Below are 16376 nucleotides of genomic sequence, written 5' to 3'. Positions count from 1 at the left end.
TGACACTCGGCGGTCGTGGGATCGAACAGTCTTCCGCGCGCGTACCCGACTCCGCGTCAAGTGGCGCGAAGCCCTGCGCCTATGGTTGCTCCAGCGCTCATTCAAAAGGACAGCCCGCCCTGCCGCTCGCGTTAGGACAGCAAGGACAGCGATGCCCCCCAACACCACCGCCACATCGGGTGACAAGCCCGTCAAGTCCGGCAGGAAGAAGGGGCGCAAAGCCCGTTTGATCGTGCTTGTACTGGTGCTGGCCATCATCGGTGGCGTCGCCTACGGGGCCTACTGGTCCATCAGCACCGTCCGCGCGTCCTTCCCGCAGACCAAGGGTTCGATCGCCCTGGAGGGCCTGTCCGGGCCCGTCGACGTGAAGCGGGACGGCTACGGCATCCCGCAGATCTACGCCGACTCCGACGAGGACCTGTTCATGGCGCAGGGCTTCGTCCAGGCGCAGGACCGGTTCTACGAGATGGACGTCCGCCGGCACATGACGTCCGGGCGGCTGTCGGAGATGTTCGGCAAGAGCCAGGTCGACAACGACGCCTTCCTGCGCACCCTGGGCTGGGACCGCGTCGCCAAGAAGGAGTACGACGACGTCCTGTCGGCGGACACCAAGAAGTATCTGCGGGCCTACGCCAAGGGTGTCAACGCCTACCTCAAGGGCAAGGACGGCGCGGACATCTCCCTGGAGTACGCGGCCCTGGGCTTCACCAACGACTACAAGCCCGCCGAGTGGACCCCGGTCGACTCCGTGTCGTGGCTCAAGGCGATGGCCTGGGACCTGCGCGGCAACATGCAGGACGAGATCGACCGCGCCCTGATGACCAGCAGGCTCGGCCCGCAGCAGATCGCCGACCTGTACCCGCAGTACCCGTACGACATCAACAAGCCGATCGTCCAGGACGGCCGCTACGACGAGCAGACCGGGACGTTCGAGGAGCGCGACGGGGACGGCTCGGGCAACGGCTCCGGCACGGGCAATGGCTCCGGCACCGGATCCGGCACGTCCGGCAGCGGCACGGGCACGGGCACCGGCACGGGCACCGGCTCGGAGGGCGCCGGTTCGGGCGCGCAGAGCCAGCTCGCGGGCCTCTACCGCGTTCTCGACGACCTGCCCACGGCCGTCGGAGTGAACGGCAACGGCATCGGCTCCAATTCCTGGGTCGTGGCCGGCAAGCACACGATCACCGGCAAGCCCCTGCTGGCCAACGACCCGCACCTGTCGGCCTCGCTGCCGTCCGTCTGGTACCAGATGGGCCTGCACTGCCGCAGCGTGTCCGCCAAGTGCGCCTACGACGTCTCCGGCTACACCTTCGCGGGCATGCCCGGCGTGGTCATCGGCCACAACGCGGACATCGCCTGGGGCATGACGAACTCCGGCGCCGACGTCACCGACCTGTACCTGGAGAAGCTGTCCGGCGCCGACGGCTACCAGTACGACAACAAGGTCCGGCCGTTCGTCCGGCGCGACGAGACCATCAAGGTCGCCGGCGGAGCCGCGAAGACGATCGTCGTCCGCCAGACCCAGGACGGGATGCCGCTGCTGTCCGACCGGGACGACGAACTCGTCAAGGTCGGCAAGAAGGCCACCGTCGACACCGCGGCGCCCGACCGGGGCGACGGTTACGCCGTCGCCCTGAAGTGGACCGCGCTCGATCCCGGCACCTCCATGGACGCCGTCTTCCTCATGGACAGGGCGAAGGACTGGGACGGCTTCCGCAAGGCGGCCGAGAAGTTCGACGTGCCCTCCCAGAACCTCGTCTACGCCGACGCCGAGCACATCGGCTACCAGCTGCCCGGCAAGATCCCCACGCGCGCGAAGGGCATGGACGGCTCGGTCCCGACGCCCGGCTGGAAGTCCAAGTACAAGTGGACCGGGAGCATCCGCTTCGAGGAACTGCCCCACGAGTTCGACCCCCCGCGCGGGTACATCGTCACCGCCAACCAGGCCGTCGTCGACAAGAAGGCGTACCCGTACACCCTCACCACGGACTGGGGCTACGGCACCCGCAGCCAGCGGATCACCGTCCTCATCAATCAGAAGATCGAGGGCGGCGGCAAGCTCTCCACGGACGACATGCGCCAGATGCAGCTGGACGACGACAGTACGATCGCCAGGCTGCTCGGCCCCGTGCTGAAGAAGATCAACCCCAAGGACGCGGACGTCCGCCAGGCGCAGGAGCTGCTGCTCAAGTGGGACTACACCCAGGACCCGGACTCGGCGGCGGCCGCGTACTTCAACGCGGTCTGGCGCAACATCCTCAAGCTGGCCTTCGGTAACAAGCTGCCCAAGGAGCTGCGCGTCGAGGGCCAGTGCCTGTGGGTCGACCCGGTCGACTCCACGGGCCCGGTCGACGACACCCGCAAGGTCCGCGAGTGCGGCCAGCGCGACGCCGACCAGGCGCAGCCGGACGGCGGTGACCGCTGGTTCGAGGTCGTGCGCCGCCTGCTCGACAAGAAGGACAGCCCGTGGTGGACGACGCCTTCGTCGGGCACCCGGCGCCCCGGCGCCGACCACGACCGGGACGCGCTGTTCGAGCGGGCCCTGATCGACGCCCGCTGGGAACTGACCGCCAAGCTCGGCAAGGACATCGACACCTGGAGCTGGGGGCGGCTGCACCGGCTGTTCCTGAAGAACCAGACCCTGGGCACCAGCGGCCCCGGCTTCCTGCAGTACATCCTCAACCGCGGCCCCTGGAAGCTCGGCGGCGGCGAGGCGGCGGTCAACGCGACCGGCTGGAACGCGGCCGGCGGCTACGGGGTGGTGTGGGTGCCGTCGATGCGGATGGTGGTCAACCTCGCCGACCTGGACAAGTCGAAGTGGATCAACCTCAGCGGCGCGTCGGGCCACGCCTTCAGCGCCCACTACACCGATCAGACGGGCAAGTGGGCCGACGGTGAACTGCTCGACTGGTCCTTCTCCAAGAAGGCGGTCGACGACAGCACCAGCGACACCCTGGTCCTCAAGCCCTGAGCGGGCCGGCGCGAACGCGAAGGGGGCCCTCCACGCGCGCGTGGAGGGCCCCCTTCGCCGCGGCCGGACGGCGGCCGCGCGGACGGCGGCCGCGCGGGCGGCGGCCGGGCGGGTGGTCCGGCGGGCGGCGGGCAGGCCTGCACCGGGCCGGGGCTCAGGGCCGGGGCTCAGGGCCGGGGCTCAGAGCCGCGGCTCAGGACCGGGGCTCGGTGAAGCGGTGGACCGCCGACGGGGTCACCACGGCCTGCACCGGCCGGTCGTGCGGCTCGTCCGGGAGGCGCTCGACGACCTCGGCGTCGTACAGCAGGACCACCAGGAAGGGGTGTGCTCCGTGCGCCGCGAGGCGGGCCAGCACGCGGTCGTACGAACCGCCGCCGCGGCCGAGCCGCGTCCCGCGCGCGTCGACCGCGACGCCGGGCAGCAGCACCACGTCGGCGCCGGTCACGGCGTCCGGGCCGAGGCGCTCGCCGGCCGGCTCCAAGAGGGCCGTCTTCCCGCCGTGTTGGACGCGGGCGAGAGACCCCTCGCCGGAGTACGCGCCCCATTCGAGGTCGTTGTCGGGCAGCAGGGCGGGGAGCAGCACGCGCACTCCCCGGGCGCGCAGCGCGTCCAGCAGCGCCGGCGTGCCCGGTTCGGCGCCCACGGAGACGTACGCGGCCACCGTGCGCGCCCGTGCCAGCTCGGGCAGTTCGAGGGCGCGCTCGGCCAGCGCGGTGGCGGCCGAGCGCAGGTCGTCCGTCGTCAGCTCGTTCCTCGTGCCGAGGAACGCCCGCCGCATCGCGCGTTTGTCGGGCGGTGATCCGCCGTCGAGGTGACTCATATGCCGCTCCCGCACCGGTCGTCCATTGCTCTCACACAGCTTCAGTAAGTTCATATGATCATGAATTGGCCAGATCCACAGATTCGGCTCAAAGCCAGCGGATAAGGTGACCGGCATGACTCAGTCCCATCCCAGGATCAGCAAGGCTGTCATCCCCGCGGCCGGACTCGGCACCCGGTTCCTGCCGGCGACCAAGGCCACTCCCAAGGAGATGCTGCCGGTCGTGGACAAGCCCGCTATCCAGTACGTGGTCGAAGAGGCCGTCTCCGCCGGTCTCGACGACGTCCTCATGGTCACCGGCCGCAACAAGCGGCCCCTGGAGGACCACTTCGACCGCAACTACGAACTCGAGTCGGCCCTGCAGAAGAAGGGCGACGCCGCCCGCCTCGCCAAGGTCCAGCAGTCCAGCGACCTCGCCACCATGCACTACGTACGCCAGGGTGACCCCAGGGGCCTCGGCCACGCCGTCCTGTGCGCGGCCCCGCACGTCGGGCAGGAGCCCTTCGCCGTCCTCCTCGGCGACGACCTCATCGACCCCCGCGACCCGCTGCTCCAGCGCATGATCGAGGTCCAGGAGCAGCACGGCGGCAGCGTCGTCGCCCTCATGGAGGTCGCCCCCGAGCAGATCCACCTCTACGGCTGCGCGGCCGTCGACACCACGGTGGACAGCGACGTCGTCAAGGTGACCGGTCTCGTGGAGAAGCCGGAGCCGGCCGACGCCCCGTCGAACTACGCGATCATCGGCCGCTATGTGCTCGACCCCGGCGTGTTCGGCGTGCTGCGCGAGACCGAGCCCGGCCGCGGCGGCGAGATCCAGCTCACCGACGCCCTCCAGCAGCTCGCCCAGGACGAGAAGGTCGGCGGTCCCGTGCACGGCGTCGTCTTCAAGGGCCGCCGCTATGACACCGGCGACCGGGGCGACTATCTGCGTGCCATTGTCAGACTCGCGTGCGAACGTGAGGATCTGGGTCCGGACTTCCGGTCCTGGCTTCGCAGTTACGTCACCGAGGAGATGTAGCCACCTTGAGCACCGCCGCGCCCCGCCCCGCCGCCGAGGACCGCCTCTGGTCGGTGGACGAGCACCTGGAGGACATCCTCGCCACCGTCCGCCCGCTGGAGCCCATCGAGCTGCAACTGCCCGACGCCCAGGGCTGCGTCCTCGTCGAGGACGTCATGGTGCCGGTGTCGCTGCCGCCCTTCGACAACAGCTCCATGGACGGGTACGCGGTACGGGTCGCGGACGTCGCGGGCGCGAGCGAGGAGTTCCCGGCCGCTCTGGAGGTCGTCGGCGACGTCGCGGCGGGACAGGCCGCCGATCTGCTCCACGTCGGGCCGGGCCAGGCCGCCCGCATCATGACCGGCGCCCCGCTGCCGCCCGGCGCCGAGGCCGTGGTCCCCGTGGAGTGGACCGACGGAGGGCTCGGCGAGGGCCCGGTCAGCGGGATGCGCGCCCGCAGCCTCGCCCCCGAACAGGCCGCCGGGCACGTGCGCGTGCACCGGCCCGCCGAGGCACGCGCGCACGTGCGCGCCAAGGGCAGCGACGTGCGGGCGGGCGACCGCGCCCTCGACGCCGGGACCGTCGTCGGACCGCCCCAGATCGCCCTGCTCGCCGCGATCGGCCGCGCCTCCGTGCGGGTGCGCCCGCGCCCGCGCGTGGTGGTGATGTCCACCGGCAGCGAGCTGGTCCAGCCCGGCGAGGAGCTGGGCAGCGGCCAGATCTACGACTCCAACAGCTTCGCCCTCACCGCCGCCGCCCGCGACGCCGGCGCGATCGCCTACCGGGTCGGCGCGGTCGCCGACGACGCCGAGACCCTGCGCTCCGCCATCGAGGACCAGCTCGTGCGCGCCGACCTCGTCGTCACCACCGGCGGGGTCAGCGTCGGGGCGTACGACGTCGTCAAGGAGGCGCTGGAGCACGTCGGCGACGCGGACGAGGAGGGCGCGGGCGTCGAGTTTCGCAAGCTCGCCATGCAGCCCGGCAAACCCCAGGGCTTCGGCTCCGTCGGCCCCGACCACACCCCCCTGCTGGCCCTCCCCGGCAACCCGGTGTCGTCGTACGTGTCCTTCGAGCTGTTCGTCCGCCCCGCCATCCGCACCCTGATGGGCCTCGCGGACGTCCACCGGCCCGTCACGCGCGCGAAGCTGACCGCCGACAAGGCGCTGACCTCGCCGAAGGGCCGCAGACAGTTCCTGCGCGCGGTGCACGCCGAGGGCGCCGTCCGCCCGGTCGGCGGCGCCGGCTCCCACCTGGTCGCCGCCCTCGCGCACGCCGACGCGCTCATCGTCGTCCCCGAGGACGTGGAGAGCGTCGAGCCCGGCGCCGAGGTCGAGGTCGTCCTGCTCGGCTGAACGCTCCTGGTTGGGGGTACCGTGTCGCGCACAGCAGGCCCGTGCGCCGCACCGCGCCGGGCCCGGACCGGGAGCGCCACCAGCATGAGTACGCAGGACCGACTGACGCACATCGACGAGGCGGGCGCGGCGCGCATGGTCGACGTGTCCGGCAAGGACGTCACCGCCCGCACCGCCCGGGCCAGCGGGCGGGTCCTCGTCTCGCCCCGGGTGATCGAGCTGCTGCGCGGCGAGGGGGTGCCCAAGGGGGACGCGCTGGCCACCGCGCGGATCGCGGGCATCATGGGCGCCAAGCGCACCCCGGACCTCATCCCGCTGTGCCATCCTCTGGCCGTCTCCGGTGTGAAACTGGACCTGTCGGTCGCGGACGACGCCGTGGAGATCACCGCCACCGTGAAGACGACGGACCGCACGGGCGTCGAGATGGAGGCCCTCACCGCGGTCTCCGTCGCCGCGCTCACCGTGATCGACATGGTGAAGGCCGTCGACAAGGAAGCGGTGATCACGGACGTGCGCGTGGAGCAGAAGACGGGCGGCAAGTCGGGCGACTGGAGCCGGGCATGAGCGCGGCGCCGTACCGGGCCCTCGTGGTGACCGCCTCCAACCGGGCCGCCGCCGGCGTCTACGAGGACCGGGGCGGGCCCCTGGTCGCCGAGGGCCTGCGCGGCTTCGGCTTCGCCGTCGACGGCCCGCAGGTCGTCCCCGACGGCGAACCGGTGGAGGCCGCGCTGCGGGCCGCCGCCGAGGCCGGATACGACGTCGTCGTCACCACCGGCGGCACCGGCATCTCGCCCACCGACCGCACGCCCGAGGCGACCCGCGCGGTGATCGACCGCGAGGTCCCCGGCATCGCCGAGGCCGTCCGCGCGTACGGCCGGGAGAAGGTGCCCGCCTCGGCCCTCTCGCGCGGGCTGGCCGGAGTGGCGGGCGGCACCCTGATCGTCAACCTGCCCGGTTCCACCGGCGGGGTGAAGGACGGCCTGGCCGTCCTGGAACCGCTGCTGGTCCACGCCGTCGACCAGATCCGCGGCGGCGACCACCCGGGTTCCGGCCAGGGGGGTGCGAGCTGAACAGCCCATCCTGGCCGGTCGAGCTGCGCGACGGCGACATCGTCCTGCGGCCGATAAAGATGCGCGACCAGCGGGCCTGGCGCGAGGTCAACCGGCGCAACCGGGACTGGCTGCGACCCTGGGAGGCGACCATCCCGCCGCCCGCGCCCAGCGGTCCGATCGCGCACCGGCCGACGTACCGCCAGATGGTGCGGCATCTGCGGAACGAGGCGAACGCGGGGCGGATGCTCCCGTTCGTCATCGAGTACCAGGGGCGCCTCGTCGGGCAGTTGACGGTCGCCGGGATCGCCTGGGGGTCGATGTGCTCGGGGCACGTCGGCTACTGGGTGGACGAGTCGGTCGCCGGCCGCGGGGTCATGCCGACGGCCGTCGCCATGGTCGTGGACCACTGTTTCCGCACCGTCGGACTGCACCGCATCGAGGTCTGCATTCGCCCCGAGAACGGGCCCAGCCGCCGGGTCGTGGAGAAACTCGGATTCCGCGAGGAAGGACTGCGTCCGCGCTATCTCCACATCGACGGCGCCTGGCGCGACCACCTGGTGTTCGCCCTCACGGCGGAGGAGGCCCTCGACGGTCTGCTGAGCCGCTGGCGGCGCACACGCGCGCGTACCTCGCCGCAGAGCGCGCAGGGCAATGCCGGGGGCAATCAGCGTGACCTCGGGAATTGAATGAATGTTCGATGGATATGCGTTCGAGAATGATCGGGTGGTGACGGTCTCAGGCAGGGAATTCGCACCCATGGCGGCCTGCTGATCGCATCGGTCACAAAAAAAGTTCGAAATATCAGCCGGATCGTGCGACACACCGGCTCAATTGGCGGATGGCCTCACGTAAACCCCTCTACGGTGTGAGACGTGAGCAGCAGCGGCCTCATCTACGCAGTCATCGTCGGGGCCTGGGCCGCCTACTTGGTGCCCATGTGGCTCCGTAGGCAGGACGAGCTGAACGAGGCTCGTCCCACGGAACGCTTCAGCACCGCCATCCGGCTGCTGTCCGGAAGGGCGGGGATGGAGCGCCGGTACGCCAGGGACCTGCGGGCACGCTCCGCCGAGGAGGCGTCCGACGCCGGCGCCCCGGACGCCGTCACCGACACGGTGGACGTCCGGGCCTTCGCCATGCCGCCGACCCGTCCCCAGGTGAAGGCGCCGGTGCACGAGCGAGGACAGGAACGCGGCCACGAGCGCGGCCACGAGCGCGCCCAGGAACGCGGAACGGGACGTCCCGAAGGGGCGCGCGACGCGGTGCGTGAACCGGCGCGCGAGCCGGCGGCCGACTCCGGGCGCGAGGCGCGCGAGGCGCGCGAACAGGGCGTCAGGTCGCCCCGCGACCACGCCTCCGCGCCGTCCGCGGCCACCGGAGCCGCTGCTCCGCACCCGTCGGCCGCCCACGCCCCGCACACTCCGCACACGTCGCAGACCCTCCCCGCCCCGCCCGCCCCGCGCGGTTCCCACGCCTCCGCGAGCGACGGCGGCGGGGGCGCGGCGGGCCGGCGCGCGCCGGCCCCACGTCAGGCGTCCGCCGCGCGGCCGTCCGCCCGCCAGGCCGCCTCCGCCCAGGCGTCCGCCGCGCGCGCCCAGCGCTCGAAGGCGCTCGCGCGCCGTCGGCGCACCACGGTGATGCTCTTCGCCGCCTTCACGCTCGGCGCGATCGTCGCGGCCGTCGGCGGCCTCGCCTTCCTCTGGGCGCCCGCCGTGCCCGCCGTCCTGCTCAGCGCGTACATCGCCTATCTGCGCGCCCAGGAGCACCGCCGCTTCGCCTACCAGATGGACCGCAGGCGCGCCGAAGTAGCCGCCCAGCGGCTGCGCGAACGCCAGCCGCGCCGACGGGCCCCCGCCCCGGCGGGCGCGCAGTCCCCCGACGCCGGCTCCGACGCCGGCGCAGAGGAGCCGCACGCGGGCGCCGGGCCGGAGACCGACCCGGGCCTGCTGGCCCTCGCCGCGGACCGCAGGGCGCTCGTCGAGCAGACCGACCACGCCGAGTGGGTCGACCAGCAGCGCGAGCGGCAGCGCCGCCCCGGGCACGGCGACAGCTGGGACCCGGTCCCGGTCCCGCTGCCCACCTACGTGACCGCGCCGGTCGCCCCGCGGGCCACGTCCGACGTGGACCTCTCCGCGCCCGACGCCTGGAGCTCGGCCCGGTCCAGCTCCGTCGCCCCGGAGCAGGAGACGGCCGACGCCGGGCACTCCCCGGCCGGGGAACCGGAAGCGGACGACGGCGCCGAGGACCGGTCCGCGGAGGGCGGCGAGCGCAGCGACGCACGGCGCGCGGCCTCGGCCCGGCGCTCCCGCGAACGCGGCCGCACCCCGCTGTTCGACCAGTACGAGGACGGCGAGCGCCCCCGCGCCGCCAACGAATAAGGGCCCCGCCACCCCCCGCCCGGCCTCGGGGAACGGATTTCCAAGCAGGCCGACGGGGATGCTAGAGTTTCACTCGTTGCAAGGGCCTGTGGCGCAGTCTGGTAGCGCACCTCGTTCGCATCGAGGGGGTCTGGGGTTCAAATCCCCACAGGTCCACTGCAGCTCAAAGCCCCGGTCGGGATTCCCGACCGGGGCTTTGGCCATTCCGGGACCGCTCGCGGAGGATCCGCCGTCGCCGGGCCCGTGTTCGGGCCGCGGGCTGCCGGGGGCTCGGTGCGTGAGTGCGGGCGTCAGTCCCTCACCGGACGCGCCCCTCCACCGGAGCGCTCGCAGGCGAAGGCGTTCACCCCCCGGCCGTGCCGAAGAGGGCGTTGAGCGCGGTCAGGGCCTCGGCGTCCTGGCCGGGGCCGGCGTCGGAGAGCCGGCGCGAGACCCCGGTGAGGCCGCGCACGCCGGCGTCCGCGACCGCTGTGCGCACGGCCCCCGCGTCCGCCTCCACCATCAACCGGACGACAGCCGGGGACAGTCGGGCGGCCTGGTCGGCCGTACAGAGGACGGCGTTCTCGAAGCCCAGAGCGCGCACCGTGCCCACCACCGCAACGGACCGTCGACGGTGGGCGCTTGGGCGCCGAGGGGAAGTCCAACGGTGCGGTGGCCAGGGCGCTCGTGGTCTCGGAGGCCGCCGTCGGCAAGCACATCGGCGGCATCCTCACCAAGCTGGACCTGCCGCCCGCCGACGACAGCCACCGCCGGGTCCTCGCGGTGCTGGCCTACCTCAGAAGCTGAGGGGCCCGCGCGCCGCCCGCCTCAGGAGCCGAGGGGCTTGGCGTAGCAGCGGCTCTCCTCGTACGCGCGGTAGTAGCCGAACTTCGCGCACGGCTCGTAGCCGCTGGAGGTGTACAGGGCGATGGCCTCCGGCTGCTCGGTGCCGGTCTCCAGGACCATCCGCACGCGCCCGGCGTCTCGCGCGTCGTCCTCCAGTGCGGTGAGGATCCGCCGTGCGAGACCGCGTCCGCGCATGTCCCGGACCACGAACATGCGCTTCAGCTCGGCGTCGCCGTCCTGGTTGCCCTCGCCGTTCTCGTCCTGGCTGCGCCAGCCGCCGGTGGCCACCGGGCGGCCGGTCTCGTCGTAGACGATGAGATAGACGCCGCGCGGCGGCTGGAAGTCGGAGGGCGCGAGGACGGTGGCGTCGCCGCCGTCGCCGTAGCGCTCGTGGTACTCGGCCTGGACCTCGTCGTTGAGCTTGACCGCGTCGGGGTGGTCGAAGGGGACCGGACGTATTTTCACGCCGTACACAGTACGTGTATCCCCAATGCGGTTCGCCCGGCGTCCGCCGCCCGGACCGGACCCGTCCCGCGAGGCCCGGCCCGGTATCGTGCCGGGGTGCTGACCGTGACCTCCGTGAATGTGAATGGACTGCGTGCCGCCGCGAAGAAGGGCTTCGTGGAGTGGCTCGCGGACACCTCCGCCGATGTGCTGTGCCTCCAGGAGGTGCGGGCCGAGCCGGAGCAGTTGCCGCAGGCCGCGGGGGCTCCCGAGGGCTGGTTCGTGACCCACGCCCCGGCCGCGGCCAAGGGGCGTGCGGGCGTCTCGCTCTACACCCGCCGCGAGCCGGACGCCGTCCGGATCGGCTTCGGCTCGGCCGAGTTCGACGGCAGCGGCCGCTACGTCGAGGCCGACCTGCCCGGTGTGACGGTCGCCTCCCTCTACCTCCCGTCCGGGGAGGTCGGCACGGAGCGCCAGGACGAGAAGGTCCGCTTCATGGACGCGTTCCTCGCCCACCTCAAGGAACTGCGCGAACGCGCCGCCGCCGACGGCCGTGAGGTCCTGGTGTGCGGCGACTGGAACATCGCCCACCAGCCGGCCGACCTGAAGAACTGGCGCGCCAACCAGAAGAGCTCGGGCTTCCTGCCCGAGGAGCGGGAGTGGCTGGGCCGGGTCCTCGCCCCGGCGGACGGCGGTTACGTGGACGTCGTCCGGGAGCTGCACCCGGACATGGCGGGCCCGTACACCTGGTGGTCGTACCGGGGCCGGGCCTTCGACAACGACACGGGATGGCGGATCGACCTCCAGGTCGGCACGCCCGGTCTCGCCGGCAAGGCCGTGAAGGGGCTGGTGGAGCGGGCGGCCACGCACGCCGAGCGCTGGTCGGACCACGCACCCGTGACCGTCGTCTACGACCTCTAGGCAGGCCTGCGGCCGTGCGGAGCCGGGTGGGACCTCAGGCCCCCGCTCGCGCCTCCCGGGCGTGTCCGCCTCAGGCCCCCTGCTCCCCGGCCTCCCTGGCCTCCGGGGCCCCGTGCGTGTCGCGCCGCAGCCGTCGGTCCAGGGCCAGGGAGAGTTCCGCCTCGACCACGCTGCGGGCCAGGGGGCGCAGGCGGGGGAGGTCCTTCTCGGTGGCGTGGCGCAGGATCAGGTCGGTGAAGAGTGCGGCGAGGGCGTCGGCGTGTTCGCGGACGCGGACGCCCGCCGCGAGGACCTCGGCGAGCGGGATGCCCTCGGCGACGAGGGCGGACGACACGTCCAGCAGCCGTCTGCTGATGTGGACGATCTCGTCGCCGTCGGTGCCCAGGTAGCCGAGGTCGAGGGCGGCGGCGAGGTTCTCGGGGGTGACCTGGCCCTCGAAGCGGGCGGCGAGTTCCTCGGGGGTGAGGTGGACGGGCTCCTCCTCGGTGGGGCCGCCGACGCCGATCAGTTCGGCGACGTCGCTGCCCTGGTCCAGGGCGTCGGCGAGTTCGGCGATGCCGGTGAGGGTGTGGCCGCGTTCGAGGAGGGCCGAGATCGTGCGCAGCCGGGCGAGGTGGTGGTCGTCGTACCAGGCGATGCGGCCCTCGCGCCGGGGCGGGGCGAGGAGTTTGCGCTCGCGGTAGAAGCGCAGGGTGCGCACCGTGATGCCGGCCTCGGCCGCCAGCTCCTCCGTCCGGTACTCGCGCTTGTGGGTCACGGGCGAAGCTTATGTTGTACCGCCGGTAACTTTCCTTCCCCCGGCCCCCTACCCATCGGTACGGGCCTGTTCTACGCTCCCATTGCGCCAGTGTTCACTGGCAGAGTCGCGAAGGTCGCGAGAGTCGCACGGCTGGGAGGTGTCGGGATGACCGAACACGTACGGGTGGCGGTGATCGGATCCGGCTTCGGCGGACTGGGGGCCGCAGTGCGGCTGCGCCGGGAGGGGATCACGGACTTCGTGATCCTGGAACGGGCCGGCAGCGTGGGCGGGACCTGGCGGGACAACAGCTACCCCGGGTGCGCCTGCGACGTGCCGTCCCATCTCTACTCCTTCTCCTTCGCGCCCAACCCGGACTGGCCGCGCACCTTCTCCGGCCAGGAGCACATCCGCGCCTACCTGGAGCACGTCACGGACGTGTTCGGGCTGCGGCCGCACCTGCGGCTCGACTCCGAGGTGCTGCGGATGACCTGGGACGCGCGCGAGCTGCGCTGGGACGTCGAGACGAGCGCCGGGCGCTACTTCGCGGACGTCGTCGTGTCGGCCACCGGACCGCTGTCCGACCCGAAGATCCCGCGGATCCCCGGCCTGGACTCCTTCCCCGGCAAGGTCTTCCACTCGGCCCGCTGGGACCACGGCCACGACCTCGCGGGCAAGCGGGTCGCCATGGTCGGCACCGGCGCGTCGGCCGTCCAGATCGTGCCGGCCATCCAGCCGGACGTCTCCCGGCTCACCCTGTTCCAGCGCACCCCGCCGTGGGTGATGCCCCGCGTCGACCGGGCCGTCAGCGGCGCGGAGCGCGCCCTGCACCGGGCCCTGCCCGTCACCGCCCGGCTGCGGCGCGGCCTGCTGTGGGGGATCCGCGAGTTGCAGGTGCAGGCGTTCACCAAGCATCCGAACGAACTCGGCTTCGTCGAGGCGCTCGCGCGGCGCAACATGGCCCGCGCCGTCAAGGACCCGGCCCTGCGCGCGAAGCTCACCCCCGACTACCGCATCGGCTGCAAGCGGATCCTGCTGTCCAGCACCTACTATCCGGCCCTCACGCGCCCCAACGTGGACGTCGTCGCGAGCGGGCTGAGCGAGGTGCGCGGCTCCACGCTGGTCGCCGCCGACGGCACCGAGACCGAGGCCGACGTGATCGTGTTCGGCACCGGGTTCCACGTCACCGACATGCCGATCGCCGACCGGGTGGTGGGCGCGGACGGGCGGACCCTCGCGGAGAGCTGGAAGGGCGGCATGGAGGCCCTGCGGGGCGCGTCCGCCGCCGGGTTCCCCAACTGGATGACGATCATCGGCCCGAACACCGGACTGGGGAACTCCTCCATGATCCTGATGATCGAGTCCCAGCTGAACTACATGGCCGACTACCTGCGCCAGCTCGACGTCCTCGGGGGCCGCGCGGCCCTCGACGCCCGCCCGAGCGCGGTGCACGCCTGGAACCGCCGGGTGCAGGACCGGATGAAGCGGACGGTGTGGAGCACGGGCGGCTGCACCAGCTGGTACCTGGACGCCAGCGGCCGCAACACGACCGTCTGGCCGGGCACCACCGCCGAGTTCCGGCGGGCGACCCGCCGGGTGGACCTCGCGGAGTACGAGGTGGTGCGCGCGCCCGCCCGCCCCGGGTCCGGCAGCGCGCAGGCCGGCGAGGAGAAGGAGGTGACGGCATGAGCGCCGCCGGCGCCGCCGCCTCCGTGCGGGAGCTGACCGCCGTCTCCGCCGACGGCGCCCGGCTGCACGTCGAGATCCACGGCCCGGCCTCGGGGGCCGGGGCCGCGCCCGCCGTCGTCCTCGCCCACGGCTGGACCTGCTCGACGGCGTTCTGGGCGGCCCAGATCCGCGAACTCGCCGCCGACCACCGCGTGATCGCCTACGACCAGCGCGGACACGGACGCACCCCGGCCAGCGCCGCGTGCAGCACGGACGCCCTCGCCGACGACCTGGAAGCCGTCCTGCGGGCGACCCTGGCCCCCGGCGAGAAGGCGGTGATCGCCGGTCACTCCATGGGCGGCATGACGGTGCTGGCGGCGGCCGGACGGGAGGCCTTCGCGGAGCACGCGGCAGCCGTCCTGCTGTGCAGCACCGGCGCCTCGCGGCTGGTCGCCGAGTCCACCGTCCTCCCGCTGCGGCCGGGCCGGCTGCGGACCTGGCTGACCCGGCACGTCCTCGGCTCGCGGGCCCCCCTCGGGCCGGTCACACCCGTCGCGATGCGGATCCTGAAGTACGCCACGATGGGCGCCGGAGCGGCCCCGCACATGGTGGAGGCGTGCGCCCGGATCGTGCACGCCTGCCCGCGCCGGGTGCGGCACGCCTGGTCCGGCGTGCTGCACCTGCTCGATCTCGACCACGGCGTGGGCCGGTTGACCGTGCCGACGGCCGTGCTGGTCGGCACCGCCGACCGGTTGACGCCGCCGGTGCAGGCGCACCGCATCGCGGCGGCGCTGCCGCACTCCCTGGGCGTCACCGAACTGCCCGGCGTCGGACACATGACGCCGGTCGAGGAGCCCGCCCTGGTCACCGCACGGATCCGGGAACTCGTCACCACGTACACGCAGTTGAAGGAGGGCGCATGAGCAGGGTCGAGCTCGAGGGACAGGTCGTCGTCGTCACCGGGGCGGCGCGGGGGGTCGGGGAGCTGCTCGCCCGCAAGCTCTCCGCGCGCGGCGCGAGCATCGCGCTGGTCGGTCTGGAGCCGGACGCGCTGAAGCAGGTGTCCGAGCGGCTGCACGGCGACAGCGACCACTGGTACGCCGACGTCACCGACCACGAGGCGATGAGCGCGGTGGCGGCTCAGGTCAAGGAGCGCTTCGGCAAGGTGGACGTCGTGGTGGCCAACGCCGGTGTCGCCAACGGCGGTCCGTTCGCGGACTCCGACCCGGACTCGTGGCGGCGGGTCGTCGAGGTGAACCTGATCGGGTCGGCCGTCACGGCCCGCGCGTTCCTGCCGCTGCTGCGCGAGAGCCGCGGCTATCTGCTGCAGATCGCCTCGCTCGCCGCGATCACGCCGGCGCCGATGATGACCGCGTACTGCGCGTCCAAGTCGGGCGTGGAGGCGTTCGCGCACAGTCTGCGCGCGGAGGTCGCCCACCAGGGCGTCCGGGTGGGCGTCGGATACCTGTCGTGGACGGACACCGACATGGTGCGCGGGGCCGACCAGGACGAGGTGATGCGGGAGTTGAGGCAGCGGCTGCCGTGGCCGGCGAACAAGACGTACCCGCTCGGACCGGCGGTCGACCGGATCGTGGCCGGCATCGAGCGGCGCTCCCCGCACGTGTACGGACAGGGGTGGCTGCGGGGAATGCAGTCGGTGCGCGGGTACCTGCCCGGGATCATCGGGACGGTCGGCCGGCGCGAGATGAAGCGGTTCGCACCCCGGTTGCAGGGGATGCGGACGGGGCTGGTGGGAGCGGGCGGCTCCGCCGACGAACAGGCCAGAGCTACGCAGCGTAGTTGATCGACATGCGCACCGTGACCACCCGTGTGAATCTGGTCGAGGCCCCACCACGGGGCCCCAACCCCCCTCATCTCCTACAGGAGTGAACCCACATGGGTATGAAGGACAAGTTCCAGGACCAGTCCGAGCAGTGGCAGCAGAAGGCCCAGCAGAAGGCCCAGCAGGCCAAGGAGCAGGTCCAGCAGCGCGGCAAGCAGCGTCCGGGCGAGGACGCCGAGCGCATGCGCCCGGAGCGCGAGTCCTCGGAGCGCATGCGTCCGGAGCGCGACTCGGCGGAGCGCATGCGCCCCGAGCACGAGTCCTCGGAGCGCCGCGCCCCGCAGGAGCGGGACCGCGAGCGCGAGCGTGAGCGCGTCGGTTTCGACGAAGAGGGCTTCTGACACCCCGCTCCGGCGGCCGGTGACATGAGCG

The 16376-nt window shown here is 72.7% G+C and carries 16 protein-coding genes, 1 tRNA gene and 1 pseudogene; 14 read left to right on the top strand and 4 right to left on the bottom strand.

The window, feature by feature from the left end:
• Positions 1-151: 151 nt before the first annotated feature.
• Positions 152-2971, top strand: a complete 2820-nt coding sequence (locus OG802_RS14900; protein ID WP_329410885.1) for a penicillin acylase family protein — start codon at positions 152-154, stop codon at positions 2969-2971.
• A gap of 193 nt (positions 2972-3164) precedes the next feature.
• Here the strand turns inward: OG802_RS14900 and OG802_RS14895 are convergent, their stop codons facing one another.
• On the bottom strand, positions 3165-3791 hold the full coding sequence (locus OG802_RS14895) for a 5-formyltetrahydrofolate cyclo-ligase (protein WP_329410884.1): 627 nt from the start codon (positions 3789-3791) through the stop codon (positions 3165-3167).
• A 115-nt stretch (positions 3792-3906) separates the two neighbouring features.
• Between OG802_RS14895 and galU the strand changes: the two genes are divergently transcribed.
• From galU to OG802_RS14860, 7 genes are all read left to right on the top strand, one after another.
• A complete protein-coding gene (gene galU, locus OG802_RS14890) occupies positions 3907-4809 on the top strand; it encodes a UTP--glucose-1-phosphate uridylyltransferase GalU (RefSeq protein ID WP_329410883.1) in 903 nt (300 codons plus the stop codon).
• A gap of 5 nt (positions 4810-4814) precedes the next feature.
• A complete protein-coding gene (glp, locus tag OG802_RS14885) occupies positions 4815-6140 on the top strand; it encodes a molybdotransferase-like divisome protein Glp (RefSeq protein ID WP_329410882.1) in 1326 nt (441 codons plus the stop codon).
• 84 nt (positions 6141-6224) lie between these two features.
• Positions 6225-6704: a cyclic pyranopterin monophosphate synthase MoaC gene (gene moaC, locus OG802_RS14880; protein WP_329410880.1), complete on the top strand. Its 480-nt coding sequence runs from the start codon at positions 6225-6227 to the stop codon at positions 6702-6704.
• Complete coding sequence (locus OG802_RS14875; RefSeq protein ID WP_329410879.1) at positions 6701-7210, top strand: MogA/MoaB family molybdenum cofactor biosynthesis protein; 510 nt, start codon at positions 6701-6703, stop codon at positions 7208-7210. The genes moaC and OG802_RS14875 overlap by 4 nt, the downstream gene beginning before the upstream one ends.
• A complete protein-coding gene (locus tag OG802_RS14870) occupies positions 7207-7878 on the top strand; it encodes a GNAT family N-acetyltransferase (protein WP_329417065.1) in 672 nt (223 codons plus the stop codon). Before OG802_RS14875 ends, OG802_RS14870 begins: the two co-directional genes overlap by 4 nt.
• A gap of 186 nt (positions 7879-8064) precedes the next feature.
• A complete protein-coding gene (gene sepX, locus OG802_RS14865) occupies positions 8065-9567 on the top strand; it encodes a divisome protein SepX/GlpR (RefSeq protein WP_329410877.1) in 1503 nt (500 codons plus the stop codon).
• 82 nt (positions 9568-9649) lie between these two features.
• Positions 9650-9723: transfer RNA gene (locus tag OG802_RS14860), tRNA-Ala, on the top strand.
• Positions 9724-9910: 187 nt separating this feature from the next.
• Here the strand turns inward: OG802_RS14860 and OG802_RS14855 are convergent.
• Positions 9911-10162, bottom strand: coding sequence for a hypothetical protein (locus tag OG802_RS14855; RefSeq protein ID WP_329410875.1), 252 nt, complete (start codon positions 10160-10162; stop codon positions 9911-9913).
• 26 nt (positions 10163-10188) lie between these two features.
• Between OG802_RS14855 and OG802_RS14850 the strand changes: the two are divergent.
• Positions 10189-10353 (top strand): annotated as a pseudogene (locus OG802_RS14850) (LuxR C-terminal-related transcriptional regulator); the annotation flags it as partial.
• A 21-nt stretch (positions 10354-10374) separates the two neighbouring features.
• Here OG802_RS14850 and OG802_RS14845 read toward each other — a convergent pair.
• The gene (locus OG802_RS14845; RefSeq protein ID WP_329410873.1) at positions 10375-10857 is read right to left on the bottom strand and encodes a GNAT family N-acetyltransferase; all 483 of its coding nucleotides are present in this window, start codon (positions 10855-10857) and stop codon (positions 10375-10377) included.
• 96 nt (positions 10858-10953) lie between these two features.
• Here OG802_RS14845 and OG802_RS14840 point away from each other — a divergent pair, with 96 nt between their 5' ends.
• A complete protein-coding gene (locus OG802_RS14840; protein WP_329410871.1) occupies positions 10954-11757 on the top strand; it encodes an exodeoxyribonuclease III in 804 nt (267 codons plus the stop codon).
• A 70-nt stretch (positions 11758-11827) separates the two neighbouring features.
• Here the strand turns inward: OG802_RS14840 and OG802_RS14835 are convergent, their stop codons facing one another.
• Positions 11828-12514: a MerR family transcriptional regulator gene (locus OG802_RS14835; protein WP_329410869.1), complete on the bottom strand. Its 687-nt coding sequence runs from the start codon at positions 12512-12514 to the stop codon at positions 11828-11830.
• Between the two features lie 147 nt (positions 12515-12661).
• Between OG802_RS14835 and OG802_RS14830 the strand changes: the two genes are divergently transcribed.
• The 4 genes from OG802_RS14830 (at position 12662) to OG802_RS14815 (ending at position 16345) form a co-directional block, all read left to right on the top strand.
• Positions 12662-14182 carry a flavin-containing monooxygenase gene (locus tag OG802_RS14830; RefSeq protein WP_329410867.1) on the top strand — a complete coding sequence of 507 codons (1521 nt, stop codon included), beginning with the start codon at positions 12662-12664 and terminating at the stop codon, positions 14180-14182.
• Complete coding sequence (locus OG802_RS14825; protein ID WP_329410865.1) at positions 14179-15084, top strand: alpha/beta fold hydrolase; 906 nt, start codon at positions 14179-14181, stop codon at positions 15082-15084. Before OG802_RS14830 ends, OG802_RS14825 begins: the two co-directional genes overlap by 4 nt.
• Positions 15081-15965: an SDR family oxidoreductase gene (locus OG802_RS14820; RefSeq protein WP_329410863.1), complete on the top strand. Its 885-nt coding sequence runs from the start codon at positions 15081-15083 to the stop codon at positions 15963-15965. The genes OG802_RS14825 and OG802_RS14820 overlap by 4 nt, the downstream gene beginning before the upstream one ends.
• 92 nt (positions 15966-16057) lie before the next feature.
• On the top strand, positions 16058-16345 hold the full coding sequence (locus tag OG802_RS14815; RefSeq protein WP_329410861.1) for a hypothetical protein: 288 nt from the start codon (positions 16058-16060) through the stop codon (positions 16343-16345).
• Positions 16346-16376: the final 31 nt, after the last annotated feature.

Origin of the sequence: Streptomyces sp. NBC_00704, from assembly GCF_036226605.1 — a bacterium.
GTDB lineage: Bacteria > Actinomycetota > Actinomycetes > Streptomycetales > Streptomycetaceae > Streptomyces.
The sequence above is the reverse complement of the archived record's forward strand: the minus strand, read 5'-3'. Positions and strand labels throughout refer to the sequence as shown.